This window comes from Nocardia sp. GP40 (genome assembly GCF_050434125.1).
Lineage (GTDB): Bacteria > Actinomycetota > Actinomycetes > Mycobacteriales > Mycobacteriaceae > Nocardia > Nocardia albiluteola.
In genome coordinates this window covers 151,632-171,181 of the sequence record NZ_JBNPVW010000015.1, presented here as the reverse complement: position 1 = coordinate 171,181, position 19,550 = coordinate 151,632, and the positions used below count along the sequence as shown (strand labels likewise).

General features: G+C 67.7%; 17 protein-coding genes. 13 read left to right on the top strand and 4 right to left on the bottom strand.

The features are described 5' to 3' along the window. Nucleotide 1: 1 nt before the first annotated feature. Complete coding sequence (locus tag ABH933_RS35775; protein WP_429424216.1) at nucleotides 2-997, bottom strand: acyl-ACP desaturase; 996 nt, start codon at nucleotides 995-997, stop codon at nucleotides 2-4. A gap of 321 nt (nucleotides 998-1,318) precedes the next feature. Between ABH933_RS35775 and ABH933_RS35770 the strand changes: the two genes are divergently transcribed. From ABH933_RS35770 to ABH933_RS35740, 7 genes are all read left to right on the top strand, one after another. Beyond that, on the top strand, nucleotides 1,319-2,563 hold the full coding sequence (locus ABH933_RS35770) for a KasA/KasB family beta-ketoacyl-ACP synthase (protein WP_429424218.1): 1,245 nt from the start codon (nucleotides 1,319-1,321) through the stop codon (nucleotides 2,561-2,563). Nucleotides 2,564-2,663: 100 nt separating this feature from the next. Beyond that, entirely contained in the window at nucleotides 2,664-4,535 is a 1,872-nt protein-coding gene (fadD32, locus tag ABH933_RS35765; protein ID WP_429424220.1) for a long-chain-fatty-acid--AMP ligase FadD32, read from the top strand. A gap of 318 nt (nucleotides 4,536-4,853) precedes the next feature. Next, the gene (locus ABH933_RS35760; RefSeq protein ID WP_429424222.1) at nucleotides 4,854-6,377 is read left to right on the top strand and encodes a hypothetical protein; all 1,524 of its coding nucleotides are present in this window, start codon (nucleotides 4,854-4,856) and stop codon (nucleotides 6,375-6,377) included. 1 nt (nucleotide 6,378) lies between these two features. After that, on the top strand, nucleotides 6,379-6,657 hold the full coding sequence (locus ABH933_RS35755; RefSeq protein ID WP_215922839.1) for a hypothetical protein: 279 nt from the start codon (nucleotides 6,379-6,381) through the stop codon (nucleotides 6,655-6,657). 356 nt (nucleotides 6,658-7,013) lie between these two features. After that, nucleotides 7,014-7,514, top strand: a complete 501-nt coding sequence (locus tag ABH933_RS35750; protein WP_429424224.1) for a MarR family winged helix-turn-helix transcriptional regulator — start codon at nucleotides 7,014-7,016, stop codon at nucleotides 7,512-7,514. A gap of 13 nt (nucleotides 7,515-7,527) precedes the next feature. Continuing rightward, on the top strand, nucleotides 7,528-10,116 hold the full coding sequence (locus ABH933_RS35745; protein WP_429424226.1) for an MFS transporter: 2,589 nt from the start codon (nucleotides 7,528-7,530) through the stop codon (nucleotides 10,114-10,116). Then, the gene (locus tag ABH933_RS35740) at nucleotides 10,113-10,934 is read left to right on the top strand and encodes a YceI family protein (RefSeq protein ID WP_429424228.1); all 822 of its coding nucleotides are present in this window, start codon (nucleotides 10,113-10,115) and stop codon (nucleotides 10,932-10,934) included. The genes ABH933_RS35745 and ABH933_RS35740 overlap by 4 nt, the downstream gene beginning before the upstream one ends. Before the next feature lie 70 nt (nucleotides 10,935-11,004). On the opposite strand, the gene ABH933_RS35735 is transcribed toward ABH933_RS35740, so the two are convergent. Beyond that, on the bottom strand, nucleotides 11,005-11,340 hold the full coding sequence (locus tag ABH933_RS35735; RefSeq protein ID WP_429424230.1) for a hypothetical protein: 336 nt from the start codon (nucleotides 11,338-11,340) through the stop codon (nucleotides 11,005-11,007). 82 nt (nucleotides 11,341-11,422) lie between these two features. On the opposite strand from ABH933_RS35735, the gene ABH933_RS35730 reads away from it, so the two are divergent. The 4 genes from ABH933_RS35730 (at nucleotide 11,423) to ABH933_RS35715 (ending at nucleotide 15,508) form a co-directional block, all read left to right on the top strand. Next, nucleotides 11,423-12,031 (top strand): TetR/AcrR family transcriptional regulator, encoded by a 609-nt coding sequence (locus ABH933_RS35730; protein ID WP_215922844.1) that lies wholly within the window; start codon nucleotides 11,423-11,425, stop codon nucleotides 12,029-12,031. Nucleotides 12,032-12,197: 166 nt separating this feature from the next. Continuing rightward, nucleotides 12,198-13,874, top strand: a complete 1,677-nt coding sequence (locus tag ABH933_RS35725) for a hypothetical protein (RefSeq protein ID WP_429424232.1) — start codon at nucleotides 12,198-12,200, stop codon at nucleotides 13,872-13,874. A 188-nt stretch (nucleotides 13,875-14,062) separates the two neighbouring features. Then, nucleotides 14,063-14,344: a hypothetical protein gene (locus tag ABH933_RS35720; protein WP_215922846.1), complete on the top strand. Its 282-nt coding sequence runs from the start codon at nucleotides 14,063-14,065 to the stop codon at nucleotides 14,342-14,344. A 315-nt stretch (nucleotides 14,345-14,659) separates the two neighbouring features. Next, nucleotides 14,660-15,508, top strand: a complete 849-nt coding sequence (locus ABH933_RS35715) for an SAM-dependent methyltransferase (RefSeq protein ID WP_429424234.1) — start codon at nucleotides 14,660-14,662, stop codon at nucleotides 15,506-15,508. Nucleotide 15,509: 1 nt separating this feature from the next. Here ABH933_RS35715 and lipB read toward each other — a convergent pair whose 3' ends face one another. Together lipB and ABH933_RS35705 are read right to left on the bottom strand one after the other, a co-directional pair. Continuing rightward, nucleotides 15,510-16,148 (bottom strand): lipoyl(octanoyl) transferase LipB, encoded by a 639-nt coding sequence (gene lipB / locus ABH933_RS35710; protein WP_429424236.1) that lies wholly within the window; start codon nucleotides 16,146-16,148, stop codon nucleotides 15,510-15,512. A gap of 236 nt (nucleotides 16,149-16,384) precedes the next feature. Continuing rightward, nucleotides 16,385-16,732: a DoxX family protein gene (locus ABH933_RS35705; RefSeq protein WP_429424238.1), complete on the bottom strand. Its 348-nt coding sequence runs from the start codon at nucleotides 16,730-16,732 to the stop codon at nucleotides 16,385-16,387. 361 nt (nucleotides 16,733-17,093) lie between these two features. Here ABH933_RS35705 and ABH933_RS35700 point away from each other — a divergent pair, with 361 nt between their 5' ends. Continuing rightward, nucleotides 17,094-17,603 (top strand): mycothiol transferase, encoded by a 510-nt coding sequence (locus ABH933_RS35700; protein ID WP_429424240.1) that lies wholly within the window; start codon nucleotides 17,094-17,096, stop codon nucleotides 17,601-17,603. Nucleotides 17,604-17,976: 373 nt separating this feature from the next. Then, complete coding sequence (locus ABH933_RS35695) at nucleotides 17,977-19,368, top strand: pyridoxal phosphate-dependent decarboxylase family protein (RefSeq protein ID WP_429424242.1); 1,392 nt, start codon at nucleotides 17,977-17,979, stop codon at nucleotides 19,366-19,368. Nucleotides 19,369-19,550 lie beyond the last annotated feature (182 nt).

Below are 19,550 nucleotides of genomic sequence, written 5' to 3'. Positions count from 1 at the left end.
GTTATGCCTTGGCCGGCGCCAGATCTCGCTTGCGCGCCTCGCGCGCCAGCGCCCGGTCGCGCTGCTCCTCGAATCGCACGCAATCGCTCTGTAGCTTCTCCAGGTATTCCCCGAGCTGATTCCGGATCCGGTCGCCCTCGGCGCCGAAATCGTTGCGCTCGAACACATTCCACTTGCGCAACACCGGCATCACCACCTCCTCGAGGTGCTGGCGCAGATCGTAGACCCCGTGCTTGGCCATCAGCACGCCGTTGCGGCGCCAGTCCGGCATGCCGTAACCGGGCATCTGGAAGTGGCACACGATCTCGGCGATCGCCGCGAGGGCCTGATCGGGCGACAGGTCCAGCGCCGCGCCACAGACGTTGCGGTAGAAGATCATATGCAGGTTCTCGTCGGCGGCGATGCGCGCGAGCATGCGGTCGGCGACGGGGTCGTTGCACACCTTGCCGGTATTGCGATGCGACACCCGGGTGGCCAGTTCCTGGAAGGTCACGTAGGCCACCGAATGCAGGAATCCGCGATCGGTGACGTGTTCCAGCTCGGCGCCGGCGTCGCGAATCATCTTGATGGGGTTGTAGCCCTGGGTCATGTGCACCATCCGGGCACGCTCGAGCGCGACCGGATCCACCGCGCGGGTGACCACCAGGTAGTCGCGGATGACGATGCCGTGGCGGTTTTCCTCGGCGGTCCAGCGGCCGACCCAGGTGCCCCAGGCGCCGTCCTGGGAGAAGTTCTCGGCGATCTCGCGGTGGTACGAGGGCAGGTTGTCCTCGGTGAGCAGGTTGGTGATCATCGCGGCCTTGGCGACCTCGCTGAGCGTCGACTGCTCAGGATCCCAGTCCGTCCCGCCCATTGCCGCGAAGTTGCGACCGGAGTCCCACGGCACGTAGTCGTGCGGATGCCACTCCTTGGCCATCGACAGATGTCGGTCAACATTCTGCTCGGCGATGGGTTCCAGCTCCATGAGCAGTTCGAGCTGAGTCAGCTTCCTGGCCACGAACAAGCCCTTCCTCATGTCGGATCGGCTATCTGTGAATGAGACGGTGCACGAAGAAACCCGGTACAGTGCAATAGCGATCGGATTGCTGCGTGTCACATGGCAACTCCGGTCGGTTCCGCCCCCGATAATGTAGTCCGACCCTGCCGGGCACTCGAGGGCAGGAGGGCGCGTCGCATTAAAGAGGACCGAACTCCTGCTGAAGTGGTATTCGATGTCCGGTTCACGCCGTTTCGGCCGCGCTCGCGCCGCGATCGGCGCCGCAGACAGTCCCGTACCGGGACTATTCGCCAGAGGATTGCCATCGAAAGTGAGCCGAGCATGACGAGTGTCAGCAGTAAGGGTTTTCCCAGCGTGGTCGTCACCAGCCTGGCAGCGACCACGTCGATCGCCGGGGACATCGACTCCACGTGGAAGGGACTGCTCAACGGGGAGAGCGGCATCGACGTCCTCGAGGACGACTTCATCGAGCAGTTCGAGCTCCCGGTGCGCATCGGCGGGCATCTGAAGGTCAAGCCGGAGGATTCGCTGACCCCCGCGGAGGTCCGGCGCCTGTCCTACGTCGAGCAGATGGCGCTGGTGCTGGGCCGCGAGGTGTGGCGCAACGCGGGCAGCCCGCGGGTCGACCCGGACCGGCTCGGGGTGTCGATGGGCACCGGAATGGGCGGCGCGGAGATCTACATCGACATGACCAACAAGATGCAGCGCGGCGGGTATCGCAAGGTCAAGCCGCTGGCCATCCAGCAGATCATGCCCAACGGCGCCGGCGCGGTCATCAGCCTGGAGATCGGCGCGAAAGCCGGTGTCTCGACGCTGGTTTCGGCCTGTTCGTCCGGTTCGGAGGCGATCGCGAACGCCTGGCGAATGATCGTGATGGGCGATGCCGACATGGTCGTCACCGGCGGCGTCGAAGGATCGATCCAGGCCGTGCCGATCGCCGCGTTCACCATGATGCGCGCGATGAGCACCCGCAACGACGAACCCAAGCGCGCGTCGCGCCCGTTCGACAAGGATCGCGACGGATTCGTCTTCGGTGAGGCGGGCGCGATGATGGTGGTCGAGACCGAGGAGCACGCCAAGGCCCGCGGCGCCACCATTCACGCGCGGCTGATGGGTGCGGGCGTCACCTCCGACGGCTTCCACCTGGTGGCCCCCGACCTGGGGGGCAAGGGCGCCGCGCGGGCGATCAAGCGCGCCATCGAGACCGCGGGACTGTCGAAAGACGATGTGACGCATGTGAATGCGCACGCCACCGCGACGCCGATCGGCGACACGTCCGAGGCGCTGGCCATCAACGCCTCGATCGGCAACCACGCCTCGGTCTATGCTCCCAAGTCCGCGCTGGGGCACTCGATCGGCGCGGTCGGTGCGCTGGAATCGGTGCTCACGGTGCTCAGCATCCGCGACGGCATCGTGCCGCCGACGCTCAATCTCGACAACAAGGATCCGGAGATCGACCTCGATGTCGTGTCCGGACAGGCCCGTTCGGGCCGGATCGACTACGCGGTGAAGAACTCGTTCGGCTTCGGCGGGCACAACGTGTCGCTGGCCTTCGGACGATACTGAACGACCGCGACCGGAGCGCCTGCTACTCTTCGGGCTTCGGTGTCGATCCGTGTTCGGTGTCATCACACCTCGTAGAGGTGTGCGTGAAAAAGGATGGGGAATGATCGGCAAGACCTGGGATGACTATCTCGATGAGCAGGGCAACATCAAGATCCGGGGCGACTCGACCCTGATCGACTTCGTCGACATGCACAGCGCGGCGAACGGAGATGAGCTCGCATACCGCTACATCGACTACTCGCGCGAGCGCGATGGTGAATACCTCGAGCTCACCTGGCGCCAGTTCGGTATCCGATTGCGCGCGGTCGCGGCGCGACTGCAGCAGGTGACCAAGCCGCGCGATCGCGTGGCGATCCTGGCCCCCCAGGGACTCGACTACGTCGTGGCGATGTTCGCCGCGGTCTATGCGGGGAATATCGCTGTGCCGCTGTTCGATCCGGAGGAGCTGGGGCACACCGGCCGCGTGCATGCCGTGCTCGGCGACTGCCGGCCCTCGGCGATCCTGACCGCGAGCTCGGCCGCGGCCCGGGTGCGCGAAATCTTCCGGGAGCTACCGGCCGCGCGGCGGCCCCGCATCATCGCGGTCGACGCGATCCCGGACAGCGTCGGCGAGAGCTGGACGATGCCGGATATCGACATCGACAGCGTGGCCTATCTGCAGTACACCTCGGGCTCCACGCGGGTTCCAGCCGGTGTCGAGATCACCCATCGCGCAGTGGGAACGAACCTGCTGCAGATGATCGACTCGATCGGCATCGACTGGAACGCGCGCGGTGTCACCTGGCTGCCGATGTTCCACGACATGGGCCTGCTGTGCGTGATCCTGCCCGCGGTCGGCGGCAAGTTCATCACCATCATGTCCCCGAGCGCGTTCGTGCGGCGGCCGTACCGCTGGATCAAGGAGCTCGCCGCGGCCTCCGACGGCGCCTCGACCTACGCTGCCGCACCGAATTTCGCGTACGAGCACGCGGCGGTGCGCGGCCTGCCGAAGCCGGGCGAGGACCTGGACCTGTCGAACGTGATCGGGCTGATCAACGGTAGCGAGCCGGTGTCGGTGGCATCGATGCAGAAGTTCAACGACGCGTTCACCCCGTACGGGCTGCCCAAGACGGCGATGAAGCCCTGCTACGGCATGGCGGAGGCGACGCTGTTCGTCTCGGCCACCAAGCGCGACGACGAGGCCAAGGTCGTGTACGTCGACCGGCGCGAGCTCAACGCCGGGCGCATGGTGCCGGTCGATCCAACGGCGGAAAGTGCTGTGGCGCAGGTGTCCTGCGGTTACGTCGCGCTGTCGCAGTGGGGGGTGATCGTGGACCCCGAGACCGGGGCCGAGCGCCCGGACGGCGAGGTCGGCGAGATCTGGTTGCACGGCAACAACATGGGCATCGGGTACTGGGGCCGGGAGCAGGAGAGCGAGGACACCTTCCGCAACCGGCTCACCGCCCGGCAGCCGGACAGCCACGCCGAAGGCACTGCACCGGAGGCGAATTGGATGAGCACCGGCGATTTCGGGGCCTACTACGAGGGCGAGCTGTTCATCACCGGCCGGGTCAAGGATCTGGTCATCGTCGATGGCCGCAATCACTACCCGCAGGATCTCGAGCTGTCGGCGCAGGAGGCCTCGGACTCCCTGCGTCCCGGGTTCGTTGCCGCATTCTCCCTGGCGGCCAACGAGATCCCGCAGTCCATGCTCGACGCCGGTGCGTCGGCGGGTTCGGAGCAGCTGGTCATCGTCGCCGAACGGGGCACGGGCGCAGCGAAATTGGATTCCGAGCCCATCGCCGAGGTGGTGCGCGCGGCCATCGCCGCCAAGCACGGCGTGACCGTCCGGGACCTGCTGCTGGTGCCCGCGGGCTCGATCCCGCGCACCTCCAGCGGCAAGATCGCCCGGCGCGCATGCAAGGCGGCGTACCTGGACGGCACGCTGCGCGGCGGGCGTCGCCAGCAGGAGTTCCCGGACGCCGAGGCGTAACGATCGTCACATCGGGCGGGCTCCTGCGGATCTTTCGCCGGGGCCCCGGGCGGATTGCTACACCGCGCCGCCCGCCAGGCCCAGCACTCGCGGTAGCGACGGGCACCCGCCTCGGCTCCCGGACCGCGCCGAGCACGGCCGGTGGTCCCCGAGCAGGCCGCCGCGAATGCGGTCACCGTCCGGTCGATGCGGGGCGCGGATATGTGGCAGACTCGGCACGGCACGATGCGGCCGCTCGACGACCGTATCTACCCGCCCCACCGGCTCCGCAAGTTCGACCAGGCTTGCCACCCCGGATGTGTGGAAGGATATGCGGGAGTGGAGATTGCGATGGAGCTGAGCACCATCGAGCGCCGGATCGCCGAGGATCGGCGAGCAGCCGCGCACGACCGGACGGCCGAGGCCGAACTCCGGCTGGCCGAATCCCTGTGCGACGCGGCGCGTGCGCTGATCGCCACCAAGACTGCCGAGGGGAGCCGCGACAGGTCGCCCGCCGCGCTCGAGCCCGCGCAGGAGGCGGTGCTGATCCGGCTGCGCTGGCTCATGGCCGGACACGTCACCGCGCAGTTCGCCGGCCAGGTCACCGACGCGCTGCGGTTGTTCGAGGAGGCCGCGCGCACCATCGGCCACCGGGAACTGGCCACCTCGACCATCCGCCAGGCCTGCGACGCGTATCACCAGGTGGCACAGAAGTATCCGGCCGCGGCCGCGGTCTGCGCCGACGGACTGTCCAAGTGCGGGGTGTGGCTGTGCCGGCTGGATCCCGATGCGGCCGTGGACGCCAGCGCCGAGGCCGTGCGCATCCGGGCGGGGCTGTTCGCGGCCGATCCGGAGCAGTCGGGCCGCTACTACCTGGCCAGCCTGAACATGCTGCTGCGCACGCTGATGATCGGCCGCCCGCGCAAGCAGGCCCTGGCGATGTACCGCGAGCGGTATTCGGCGTGGACCACGCCGCAGATGACCACGCGGCTGCGCGAGACCCGCATCTCCGAACTCGACTTCACCGCCAAAACCGCGACCGCGCTGGAGAAGCTGCACTGCCAGACGCTCGAGCGCGCGGGATATCTGACCCAGCAGCGGATCCTGTATCAGACCGCGGGTGACCTGTCCACGATCGAGGAGATCAACTGGAAGCTGGGCCTGATAGGGCTCAAACCCCTGGTCGCGGGGGCGCTTCCGGACCTGCCGTCCAAGCCGGTGGAGATCGCCACCTCCTTCGGCGCGATCGCCGTGCGCTGCGCCAGTCCAGACGGACCGGCCCAGGTGCGCGCCGCGGTCGTCGCCGCCTTCGCCGAGGACGGCGCCGAGCCCACCGTCAGTGCGAAGTATCAGGGTGTGCACGAAACGCACTGGGGCAACCCCGATCCCGAGATGAACACCGCCGAGCGCCTCGGCGACGACGTGGTGCTGGTGCAGCGCAGCGGCGGCAGCTGGATCACGGTGGCCAGCCTGCGCTGGGAACTTACCCCGTGCGGAAAGAATCCGCTGGCACTGCGTCTTTCGCAGCGCTGGCCGGTGATCACGGTGAACACCATCGAGCAGATCTCCTACGAATTGTGCTGGTACGCCGACGGGGTGGCCGCCCAGTACGCCGCGCTGGGGCGGCCCGCGGGGCAGCTCCCGCTGGACAAACCGCTGGCCCCGTTGAACTTCGCCGCCCTGTCCGATTACGGCGCCGATTACGCCTCGGAAACCCAGGTGCGCGCGGCCTTCGGCAATACTGCGACATTTTCCAAGCTGACGAACCTGCCCGTCAGCGGCATTCGGCAGGCCGGGCAGGCACATCCGCTCACGGAGTACGGTGATCAGGTGATGTTCTTCCGCGCGAAGACGACGGACTGAAATGTCCGACGCTGCCACGTCGCAGGCGTTGTCGCCGCCGTGGGAATATCGGGGGCGCGTCTACCTGGTCTGGAGGGTGACCGACGTCAACGACCGCGACGGCTTCGGCTGGGAACTCGAGGATGTCGGCCCGTCTCCGGGCCGGGGGATCGTGCTCGAGGTGTTCAAGGACGACGCCGCGGGCGGATTCATGTTCACCGCGTTCACCGACCATCCGCTGCCGTTCGAACTCGTCCACCGGTTCGTCGCCGAGACCGCGCGGGAAATTCAGGGTCGATAAGGTCCCCGCGTGGAGTTGTGAGGGGGATTACAGAGGCGAATTCGGCTGTTCTCACAGTTGGTGGGCAACCGACCAGAATCGCAACCGTTTCGTGTCGGTCGGTCGTTCATCCAAGCATTCGACCACGTCGAACCACTGTTATCGGTTTTTTCGCGCGCTGGCCATGACGTGTGCGAACCGCCGGTCCGGGCCCAGCCGCGGGGGTCGGGGAGGACGTTCGGGCCGGTCAGGGAGAGGTTGTGGTGCCGGGCAGAAAACGATTTGCGCCACGATGCCTGACCGAATGTATAGTTGGCATCGGCAACTAGTTGTATGCGCTAACCAAAGTCTGTAGATGAGGGAGAAGGTGAATCCCCATGACCACCCTGGCCCCCGTGGCCTCCACGTCCGATACCGCGGTATCGGACGACGCCGATCGTCTCGGCGCCCAGCTGATCCGGTTCATGCGGGCGATGAACCGAACGAAGACGCAGCTGGCGGCGCACGGACCCGACGGGCTCGACAAGCTCGCCTATGCCGTGCTGTTCTGCCTGGTCCACGACGGTCCACAGCGAACCGGCAAACTCGCCGAGCAGCTGCACGCCGAGATTTCCACCATCAGCAGGCAAACCAGATCCCTTGTCACACATGGCATGGTCGAACGCCGGGCCGATCCCGTCGACGGCCGCGCCTGCGTCCTCGCAGCCACCGAGGAGGGAGTGCGGGTCTTCGAGGAGAACCGCCGCCAGCGCAATCTCTGGCTCGCCGGCATTCTTGCCGACTGGCCCGCGGGGGAGCGATCCGCCCTGATAACCCTGCTCGATCGGCTGAACGCCGATATCGAGACGACTACTCCATGTACGGCCGAACCGAAATAAGGCTAGAAAGACTATGACGACTACGACTACCGAGGCGCCGGCAGCACGGCCGGTGGCGGTGGACGCGCCCCCGATGCTCTCGCATCGGCAGATCATGACAATTTTGTCGGGTCTGCTGCTGGGCATGTTCCTGGCCGCCCTCGATCAGAACATCGTGAGCGTGGCGATCGTGCGCATCGCCAACAGCCTGCACGGGTTCGACCAGCAGGCGTGGGCCACGACGGCCTATCTGATCACCGCCACCATCAGCACCCCGCTATACGGCAAGCTCGCCGACATCTACGGGCGTAAACCGTTCTTCCTCACCGCCATCACCATCTTCGTCATCGGTTCGGCGGCGTGTACCTTCGCCACCTCGATGTACGAGCTGGCCGGATTCCGCGCCTTCCAGGGCCTGGGCGCCGGCGGCCTGATGTCGCTGGCCATGACGATCATCGGCGATATCGTCCCGGCCCGCGAGCGCGTGAAGTACCAGGGCTACTTCATGATGACCTTCGGTATCTCCACGGTTCTGGGACCGGTGCTCGGCGGCTGGTTCTCCGGCTTCGACCACCTGTGGGGCCTCGAGGGCTGGCGCTGGGTGTTCCTGGTGAACGTGCCGATCGGCATCATCGCGCTGGGCGTGGTCACCAAGGTGCTCAACGTGCCGCACCAACGACAGAACCACAAGGTCGACTACTGGGGCGCGATAGCGCTGACCATCTGCGTGGTCCCGCTGCTGATCGTGGCCGAACAGGGCCGCGCGTGGGGCTGGGGCACCAACAAGGCGATCATCTGCTACGCCATCGGCGCGATCGGGCTGATCCTGTTCGTCTTCATCGAGTATCTGATGAAGGACGCGGCGCTGATCCCGCTGCGGCTGTTCAAGAACTCGACGTTCAGCATCGTCATCGCGGGCGGCTTCATCGTCGGTGTCGCGATGTTCGGCGCGATCTCGATGGTTCCGCTGTACTGGCAGGTCGTGCGCGGCTACTCGCCGACCAAGGCGGGGCTGCTGATGCTCCCGCTGGTCGCGGGCATCATGATCGGCTCGCTGATCTCCGGTCAGATCACCCGGTACACCGGGCGCTACAAGTACCTGCCGGTGGTGGGCACCTTCATCATCGCGATCGGCGCGCTGCTGTACTCGCAGGTCCACTACGACACCGCGATCTGGCAGCCGCTGCTGTTCAGCGGCGTCATCGGCCTGGGCCTCGGTGGCTGTATGCAGACGCTGATCATCGCCGCGCAGAACGCGGGCCCGCGCTCGGACATGGGAGTGTCGACCGCGTCGGCGACATTCTTCCGGCAGATGGGCGGCACCCTGGGCGTCGCGGTCTTCCTGACGATCATGTTCAACCTGTTGCCGCACAAGATCATCGACGCCTTCGGCGGGCATCTGCCGCACGGCTTCGACGCCTCCAAGCTCGGCAGCATCCAGAGCAATACCAGCGGCATCGCGGCGCTGCCGTCGGTGGTCAAGGATCCGATCCTGATCGGCTTCACCAACTCGCTGCACGGGGTGTTCTACTCCGCGGCCGGCGTGGCGCTGGTGGCCTGCCTCGTGCTGCTGTTCATGAAGGAAATTCCGCTGGCCGATCCGAAGGCCACCCCGCCCCCGATCGAGGGCGCGGAGGCGCTGGTGGACGCGGACGACTGGGAAGAGAGCCAGGTCTGGGAGGGCGCCGCGCGGGCGATCTCCGAGCCCGAACCGGTACTGGCCGGTGCGGTCGCGGGCAGGCATGCCGCGATCGAGCGCAACGGCAACGGCGTTGCGGCACATACGAATGGAACGGCGGTGTCACAGATGGCGGTCATGAGTTCGGCGGCCGAGTTCACCTCGTCGAACGGCGGGGCGCGCACGATCGGCGGCCGCGTCCGCCGCGAGGACGGGCGACCGGTCTCCGGCGCCGCGCTCACCCTGATCGACACCCGCGGCCACCAGGTCTCGCGCGGGACCGGCGATTCCAACGGCGGCTACAGCATCGGCGCCCCGGCGTCCGGCAGCTACGTGCTGATCGTCTCGGCCGGCGGGCACCAGCCCGCGGCGGTGAACGTCACCGTCGGCGATCGGCCGCAGTCGCTGGACATCTCGCTGCAGGGCTCGGGCGAGCTCTCGGGTGTGGTGCGCGCGGCCGGGCGGCAGGAGCCGATCCCGTCGGCGACCATCACCCTCACCGATATGCGGGGCGAGGTCGTGGGCGCGGCGGTCACCGGCGCCGACGGCGGGTACGTCTGCCACGGCGTGGTGTCCGGCGTATATACGCTGGTTGCGGTGGCCGAGCACATGCGGCCGAACGCGATTACGCTGAATGTGCCCGAGAGTGGGCTGCTGCGTCACGACGTGGAACTCTCGCCGATGACGGTGCTGTCCGGCGCCGCGTGGGCCAACGGTCACGTGGTGCCCGACGCCCAGGTCACGGTGCTCGACGCGACGGGCACCCCGGTCGCGAGCGCGCGCACCGATGAAGAAGGCCACTACGTGGTGTCCGATCTGCCCGAGGGCGAATACACGGTGGTCGCGAGCGGCTACCCGCCGGTGACCAGCCAGGTCACCGTCGCCGGTGGCGAGATCAGCCATGACGTGCGGCTCGGATACGAGGAGGCGGCAAACCGGTCATGAATGGACTGACTGCGCGTATTCACACCACCGAGGGGTGGCCGGTGCCGGATGCGGTGCTGACGGTGACCGACCTGACCGGGCGCCAGCTGGCCCGGGCGGTCGCCGACGCGACGGGGGTGGCGGCCACCGAGCCGCTGCCCGCGGGCGTGTGCACCGCGATCATCACCGCGCCGGGCTTCGCGCCGGTGGCACAGGTCGCGCGGGTCGGCGGCGATGGTTCGGGCAGGCTCGGGGAGATCACCCTGGCGCCGGAGGCGGGCGCCGTCCCGCTCCTGCCGCCGGGCCCGTGGACCATCGATCCGGTGCACTCGACGGTGATCGCGACCGCGCGGCACCTGGGCATCGCGAGCATCAAGGCGCGCTTCGCCGAGGTGAGCGGACGGCTGGACATCTCCGAAACCCTGGAGAAGTCAACGGGTTTCGCAGAGATCAAGGCCGCGAGCATCGATACCGGCATCGGGATGCGCGACGACCACCTGCGCTCGGGGGACTTCCTGGACGTGGAGAAGTACCCGGTGATCTCGTTCAGCGGCAGCGGATTCCGCCGCACCGGTGGCGACACCCTGGTGATGCCGGGTGAACTCACCCTGCACGGCCAGGTCCGCCCGATCGAGCTGGATGTCACCTATGGCGGCTTCGGCCCCGACCCGTGGGGCGGCACCCGCGCCGCCTTCCATGCCGAGATCCAATTGCACCGCAACGATTTCGCGATCGACTACAACGCCATGGTGCGCGCGGGCATTGCCGCGGTCGGCACCGCGGTGAAGATCGATCTGGATATCGAGCTCGTGCAGGGAGAGTCGCTGCCGCAGATGTAGCCGCCTCGCACGACGAGGCCGCCCCGGTTCGGTGAGGGACCGGGGCGGCCTTTGTGTTGTCCGGTGTACGTTACTGTGCCGCAGCGGAATTGCCGACCCGCGGCGGGTTCGGACGGTGCAGGGCGGTGTTCAGGCGATAGGCACCGCCGAGTCCGTGGAAAACCGCCATGACCAGCGCGCCCGCCGATGCGCAGACGATGCCCGCGGCGGCGTGCGAGGGGATGTCCGCCCAGTATCCGAGCGCGGCCGCCAGCGCGAGACCCAGGGTCCCGGCGATCGCATTGAGCAGGGCGGAGTTGCCCCAGACGTTCGGGAATTGTTCGCCGACCATGCCTTTGACGAAATGCGGGACCGCATTCGCGCCCATCAGGCCGGCCAGCGCCGAGAGCAGGACCGTAAGCAACACGGGGAACCACCTTTATTCAGTCAACAGTGTTGACTGAAAGTAGCAGGGACGGCCGATTCGGTCAACGACGTAGACTGAGTCGATGAGTGCCCGACCCGCCACCCGTGCCGAGCAGCGCAGCGCCACTCAGGCGCGAATCCTGCGGGCGGCGCGCGCCCTGTTCGCCGAGGCCGGCTACGAATCGACCACCATCCGCGCGATCGCGACCGAGGCGAACACCGATCCCGGACTCGTCATGCGCTACTTCGGGTCGAAGGCCAACCTGTTCGCCCAGGTCGCGGGCCTCGAACGGGACGGGGAGGTGGGTGGTACCCCCGAGCAGGCGGCCGAACAGCTCCTGGCTGTCCTGGAAAGCAAGCTCGTCGAGCAGCCGATGGATGCGTTGGCGGCGATCCGATCCATGTTCACCCATCCGCAGGCCGCCGACGACGTCCGTGTCGCCATGACGGCCGTGCAGCGACAGGCTGCGGCGCACATGGCCGATACCGACGCGGACCTGCGCGCCGGGCTCATCGGGGCGATCACTCTGGGGGCCGTCATCGGGCGGCATCTGCTCCAGCTCGACGGGCTGCGCGATGCCGACCCCGAGCGGATTACGGCACTGCTCCGGCGTGCTTTTCACGATGTTGTGCACGGTGCGCCGGAAGGCGCGGCCGAGTATGAAGATGCCCAGGGCGTGTCGGGCGAATAGGGGATATCGAGCTCGTGCCAGGGAGCAGCTGTCGTGGATGTAGCGGCCCTGCGCGATGCGGCCCCGTTTTCGCTGCGGGCCGGTGCGGTGAATGCTCTGTGGCGCTTGGCGTTCCCCCTCAAAAGTGGGGGAGGCTCGTGTCGGCGGGCTGCGCTAGATTTCGGGCGTGAGGGAGAGCGAATCGGTGGCGCGGGAGCTGGTGGGGGTCAGCGTCGTGGCTGGGCGCAGGCTGGCAACGGTCCCTTGGGGTCGCGAGCGGGAGCTGGCGGGGGTCATGGCCGATCCGGACCCGAGTGTGCGGCGGCGCGCATGGGATGTGCTGGATCAGGTCGTCATCGAGGCGGACGAGGACAGGGCGACGCCCGCGATCGTCAGGGTGTGGACCGCCGAACAGGTGCACTCGGTACTGACGGACCGGGATGCGGATATTCGGCGGCGGGCGTGGGGCGTCCTGTCCGGCCGCGACCACTCCGCGGGGATTCAGCCCTACCTGGTGATTCTGCGACTGCTGCTCGACGATGCTTCCGAGTATGCCCGGCCCGACTGCCTCGAAGCGCTCAGGAGGGCCCCGCTGTGGGCGTTCTTCGAGTCGATGGTGGGCGATGCGGCATTGATAGAGCCTCTGCGCGGCCCATTGCTGACCGTGTTGGGCCTGCCCACGGCCTCGCTCCCGGCGGTACCGCCCGGGCATGCCGCATCGCCGGTCCGCTGCTGGCGAGACCCCTGCGCGGATTCTGGTGATTTCGTCGCCGCGGCGCGGTGCCCGCATCTGCCGGTTCTCCTTGCGCTGCTGGGCAGTCCGGTTCTGGAGGTGCGCGATGCCGCCGTCGAGGCGATCGTCGAGTTCGGCCCCGGCGTGGCCGGTGTGCTGCGGGGGGTGCGGAGGTCGGGCGCGCGGGCGCGGCGCGCGGCGCTCTGGGCGCTGGCCGAACTGGGCTGGGACTGTCTGTCACCGGCGGACCTGACCGCGCTCGAGCGGTTGATCCGAGGCAAGCAGCGCCATGAGGCGGCACCCGAGCCCGAGCGCGACAGCATCGGCATGGGTTCGTGGTTCGCGCTGCCGACCTCCGACCAGGGCGCGGTGCTGCGAGCCCTCGCGCTACACGATCCGATTCCTGCGACCATGCGGATGGGCTTCGGGTTTTGGCGGAGGCAGCCCGTGTATCTGGACATGCATATGTATTCGCCGGAGCTCCAGGAACGGTATCAAAGCTACCCCGGTCCGCAGGTGTTCATCAGCCCTGTGCTGGACGGATGGACTCTCGCGGTGCACGACGGGGCGCTGCGCATCGCTGCTGACTCCGAAGAAGAATGGGACGCCGAGCTGTACTTGCGCCTCGAGGATCTGAGCCGCACGTTCGGAATGGCACACTATTACAGGCAATTCGACTTCGGGCACGGAACTTCGAGCGAATGGTGCATCGCCGTGGAGGGCCGGATCACGCTCCACGTGCGGTGCGATGCGGGCGAGATCGACTTCGGCCGCGCCGATGCGCTGGGCGAGTCGCCGACGGTCGATCGGTTGCGTGCGTGGCTCGAGTCCAACGACCATGGGCTCGGGCACCGGCCGCCACCGCCGCTGCGTCCCGACCTGGCATCGCAGGTGAACGCCCTGCGCACCCACTTCGGCCAGGATCCGTTACCGACCGGAGCGAGCAGCGGGTTGGTACCGATATCGGACGAGGCCATTCTGGAGTGGGAGTTCGGCGTGGAGGGAGCGGCGCCCCGGCTGTCGGTGAGCCCGGAAACCCTTGGGCCGCATACCCGGATCGAGGGCACGGGCGTCTTGGCCGTGCCCGCTCAGCTGCGCGATCGGGTCCGCCGCGGCCGCATTGCGATCTGACGAGTTGCCGGGCGCCGTCTCCCGGACGATCTGACGGTACTCGGGCGTCTGATGATCGGCTGAAGATGGGCGCTGTGGACTTCATTCCGTGCACGGGTCGGGCTTTGATGGAGGTACGGATCGCGGAGCCCTGTGGCGAATATCGCGTATTCGGTTGCCGTGCAAGCTGATTCGAGAGGAATAAAGTCGTGACAAGGAACTCGAGCACCGGCTCGCCGAAGGGGCGAGTGGTCGGTCGGATCGCGTTGGCGGCCGCGCTCGTCGCCGCACCGATGTTCACCGCGGCGGCCGCGATGGCCGAGCCCGTGCCGCAGGCGGCGACCCATGTCGTCGCCGGACCGGGAATCGTGCAGGCCGACTACGACGACTGGTACTACTGGCACTGCACCCGCTGGCACGAATACTGGCGGCCGCGTTGCCATCCCCAGCCGCAGCCCCAGGTGCTGCCGCCTACCGGGAGCAGCCTCTAGTCTCGGTCGTCGCGACGCCCGGCACGTGGGGCTGCCGGGCGTGGGCCGCTGGGTGCGCGGAGCCGGGCGTGTGGGCGGCCACTGGGGCGTTGAGCGCACGGACCTTCCCGGACGGACCGGCCGGTGAAGAGGTGTCCGGTGCGGCCGTGCAAGGCGCCCCCCGGTGATTGGTACCGCTGTTCACACAGCCCACCCGACGCCTGGCGGGCGGCGAGCATCCCCGGCTTCTGGCGAATTCTTGACGCCGCCTGCGACTCGTCGCTGGTAGTAGCCGGGAATACTGGTCGGACATCTAGCGAACGGGGATGGTCGACCATGGTGGACAAGACGGGCACCGCATACGGCCCGATAGTGATCGCGGCCGGGGAGTATCGGCTCCCTGAAGGGCGGCGGCTGGTCAGTGACAACCTCGCAGCGGCAATGCTGCCCGGGACGATGCGGTGGATTGTCGGCCCGGCGCCGTTACGGCGGCTGCTGATGTCCATGACCGACCGCGAGGCGAGCGGGCTGTGGAACAGCATCGCCTGTCGCAAGCGCTATTTCGACGACCGGCTCGCCGAGGCGACCGACGAGGGCATAGAGGCGGTGGTCCTGCTCGGCGCCGGATTCGACACGCGCGGTTACCGAATGGCCGCGCCGCGCGGTATCCCGGTCTACGAGGTGGACATGGCGGTGAATCTCGACGCGAAGCGGAAGCGAATGCCCGTGCCCGTCAACGTTGTTCAGGTGCCCATCGACTTCGAAACCGATGATCTGGGCACCATGCTGGCCGCGCGTGGCCACCGGCCCGAGGCGAGGACCCTCTTCGTCTGGGAGGGCGTCACCCAGTACCTGACCGAACCGGCGGTGCGCGCCACGCTGCGGTTCCTGAGCACAGCGGCATCCGGCAGCCGGTTGGGATTCACCTACGTCCCAAGGGATTTCCTCGACGGCACCGAAAGCTACGGCGCCGCCCGGGCGCACCGGCGGTTCGTGCAGCGGCGCGACCCGATCTGGACCTACGGGCTGAGCCCGGCCGAGGTCGAGCCGCTGCTGGCCGAATACGGTTGGCAGCTGCGCGAACAGGTCGACGCCGCGGGGCATACGAAGCGGTACCTGGAACCGCTCGGGCGGCCAGGGCCGGTCTCGGACATCGAACGCTGTGTCTACGCTGCCAAGCTGTGAGCTAGCGCTGCGCCTCGAAGGTCGTCGCGACCACGGTGCGAACCTGATCCATTGTCGCCGTGCCGATTTCGCGCCGGACCGAGGTCATGTCCACGTCCGGTAGACCACAGGCCACCGCCCAGTGCCACGGTTCCAGATCACCGTCTACATTGAGTGCGAAGCCGTGACTGGTGACCCCGCGGCTCTGCCGCATGCCGATCGAGACGATCTTGCGGCCCGTCGCGGTGGTCCACACGCCGGTCAGCAGTTCGGAACCGGGCGGAGTATCGCGGCGCTGGGCGGCTACCCCGAGTGTCCCCAGCGCCTCGATGAGCCGGAACTCCACCTCGCGGATGTAGTCGACCACCCCCTCGCCGGCCGCCAGCTTCACGATCAGATACCCCACGAGCTGCCCGGGACCGTGATAGGTGAGCTGCCCGCCCCGGGTCGTCTCCACCACCGGGATGTGACGGGCCGGGTCGGGCAGATGCTCGAGCGGGGTGCGGCGGCCGATCGTGTACACCTGCGGGTGGCTCAGCAACCACAGCGTGTCCGGGCGTTCGTCCCGCTGCCGCTCTTCGACCATCTCGGCCATGCGCTCTATGGCCTTGTCGTAGTCGACGAGATCGTCCTGGATCAGGGTCAGCGGCCGAGACTTCATACGTCGAGGGTACGTCCGCGCGAGTGCGGGCTGCGCCGGGTGCGGGCCGAACGCGCCGACTCGGTCGGAAGGGCCCGCGCCGTGCCGGGGGTTCACCCTCGACCAGATCCCGGGAAGCGCACGCCCACATGGGATCCCGGTAGCGCGAAGGCAATCTCGTCGGCGTTCCCGGGGCAGGCTCGACGCACAGCCGAGGACCGCCGCGCCTGTGGCGCGGCGGTCTCTCTCTGGGGCACCTAGCGGGCAAGCTGCAGGGCGAGGGTGGCTGCGGCGGGGATCAGGTACAACACCGGATACAGGGTGGTGCTGTAAGAGCGGGCGCGCAGGGTGGTCACCGCCGCGCCGAGGAAGTACAGGATCAGCCCGATGGCCGCGGCGACGCCGAGACCCGGGATGGCCATTCCGACGACCAGGCCCAGCGCCCCCGCGCCCTTGGCCAGTGCGAGCCAGTTCCACCACGACTCCGGGACGCCGTAGTCCTTCAATGGGTCGACGACGAATGCCTTCTTCGCGAACAGCGAGTAGCTCGAGAAACCGATCCACAGGGCCGCGACGGCTCCGACGATGTAGTAGGCGATGTTCATGGGAATCTGTTTCCTGTCCAACTTTGTGCGAATGGTCTTGTGCTGGATTGACGACGCAGGGGGCGCGAGCGTGACATGTGGTGCTGTGCTCCAGGACACAGGCGTGTGTCGTGCCGATGTCGGCGGGTGGAATGCGCTCGTGACGGCGGACCTGCACCGCCGGCTCGACGTATCGCCCTGCGTGCGGGCTACCCGACACCGATCCGGCGGGTTCGGCCACGCGCCCGAGCGGGCTCTACGTGCGACGGCGTCGGTCACCCGTGTACGTGAGCAGCGCCTGTGTAAACGGGACTCGGTACATGTCGGTCCTGCTGGGTACGGTCGAGGTCAGGTTGTCGGATTGAGAAAGGAGCGCTGAGCGATGACGGTTGCCGATGTGCTGACGGACGGATTCGAGCGGGTGCGCGAGGTGGTGCACGAAGCGGTGGACGGTCTCGATGCCGAGGCGCTGAACTACCGCGTCGACCCGGGCGCCAACTCGATCGCATGGCTGGTCTGGCACCTGACGCGGGTGCAGGACGACCACGTGGCCGAGGTGGCGGGCCTCGACCAGGTATGGACCGCGAAGGGCTGGTACGACAGGTTCGCCCTGCCGATCGCCGAGAGCGCCACCGGATACGGCGACAGCGCCGACGACGTCGCCCGCATCCAGGCACCCGCCGAACTACTCACCGGCTACTACGACGCGGTCCACGAGCAGACGCTGCGTTACGTCCAAGGCCTGGTCGATGCCGATCTGTCCCGCGTCGTCGACACCCGCTGGGACCCGCCGGTCACCCTCGGCGTGCGCCTGGTCAGCGTGATATCCGACGACCTCCAGCACGCCGGCCAGGCCGCCTACCTGCGAGGGGTGCTCGCGCGCACGAGGTAGCGGGGCATTCGGCGGCCCGTCTGAGCTAGCGGATCTTTAGTCGGATTCGTGTGGTTGCAGGATGACTCGTACGTCGCGGCTGGTTGTCAGTCCGCCGACCGTATTTCCCTGTTCGCGTAGTTGATTCGGTGTGCCGCGGGCTGGTCGGACCGCATCGGGGCGACGTCGAGGGCGCCACAGGCTGATCGCATGCTCGCGCTCGGCTATCGAGGTGAGCGCGGCCAGCAGCTCCGGCCGCCTGAGCGGCGGAGGTGCGGCCGGGCGGTTCGCGAGAGACTCGTGGCGGCGGTCCAGCAGTTGGTGAGTGGCTACGGACAGGCGATTGCGCGGCCTCATAGTGTCGCAGCCAGGAAACGCGTGATGTGGAGGACCAGTGGACTCGAAACTTGCCGAAGACCTCGCCGATTTGCCCACGCTGCTGAATACCGTCAGTGCCGAGGCTGGGGAGGTTCTGCTAGGACTGGACAAGCGGCCGGTGGCGATGGTGCAGCAGCCACAAGCTCCAGCCGCGTTGCCGGAGGCAGGATCCGGTCTGCACCAAGCGCTTTCGGAGTTTCGGGGGCGCTGGGAACCGAGGTTCTCCGGCAGCGCCGGGCCGCGGTATCTCGGATTCGTCACCGGCGGTGCGACACCCGCGGCCATCGCCGGAGACTGGATGACCAGCGTGCTCGACCAGAACGCGATGAGCGGTGAGGATTCCGCGGCCATCGAGCTGGAGCGTGAGACGATCGGCTGGATCGGCGAGCTGTTCGGGCTGGCGGAGCACCGGGGCGCCTTCGTCACCGGGGCCACCACGTCGAACTTCGTCGGGTTGGCGATCGCGCGAGAGTGGCTGGGCGAACAGCTCGGGGTATCGGTCGCACAGGACGGTGTCGGCGCGCTCGGCCCGGTTACCGTGCTGTCGGGCACGCCGCACTCGAGTATCTTCAAGTCGCTGTCGATGCTCGGAATCGGCCGCGGCAGTGTGCAATTGGTTCCCACCCAGCCCGATCGGGAGGCGGTCGACGTCGACCGGCTCGCCGACGCGCTGGGCGCACTGTCCGGACGGCCGGCCATCGTAGTCGCCAACGCGGGCACCGTGAACACCGTCGATTTCGACGATCTGCGCGCCATTGCCGCACTGCGGCAACGCTTTCCGTTCTGGCTGCACGTGGACGGCGCGTTCGGTGCCTTCGCGGCGCTCTCGCCCGAGCATGCACACCTGGTGGACGGTCTCGCCGCGGCCGATTCGGTGTGCGTCGACCTGCACAAGTGGCTCAACGTCCCCTATGACGCCGCGGTGCAGTTTACCCGCCGCCAGGACCTACAGGTCCGAGCCTTCCTGAATTCCGCCGCCTACCTCACCGCCCCAACGGACACACCGGATTTCGGCCACTTGGTGCCGGAGAACTCGCGCCGACTCCGCGCCCTCGCCGCCTGGTTCACCCTCGCCGCGTACGGCCGGGCAGGATATCGGGATATCGTGCAGCGCAACATCTCCTGCGCCGCACAGCTAGGCGAGGCGCTGACCGCGACCGGCAGGTTCCGGCTGCTGTCGCCGGTCCGACTCAATGTCGCCTGCTTCACCCTCGCCGACCGGCCCACCCCGGAGCGGGTGCACGCCCTCGTCCAGGCGATCGCCGATACCGGCGAAACCTTCGTCACCCCAACGGTTTACAACGGAATCCCGGCCATCCGAGCGGCTTTCAGTAATTGGCGCACCACCTCGAGAGATGTGGTGCAGGTGAGTGCGGCAATCAGCCGGGTGGTCGAAGAAATCGACTAGGTGAGTGGTGTTTTTCGTGCGGTGAGGGGCTGGTCTCGAGCAGAATGCTGGGGTGACGTTGGGGCGTGTGTCGAGTCAGGGTGATCTGCTGCGGTCGACGGTGGAGTTTTGTGCAGGCAGGGTGTCCGCGGACTCGATTTACGGTGTGCTGCACCGTGAATGCGGCCGGTTGTTCCCGGATG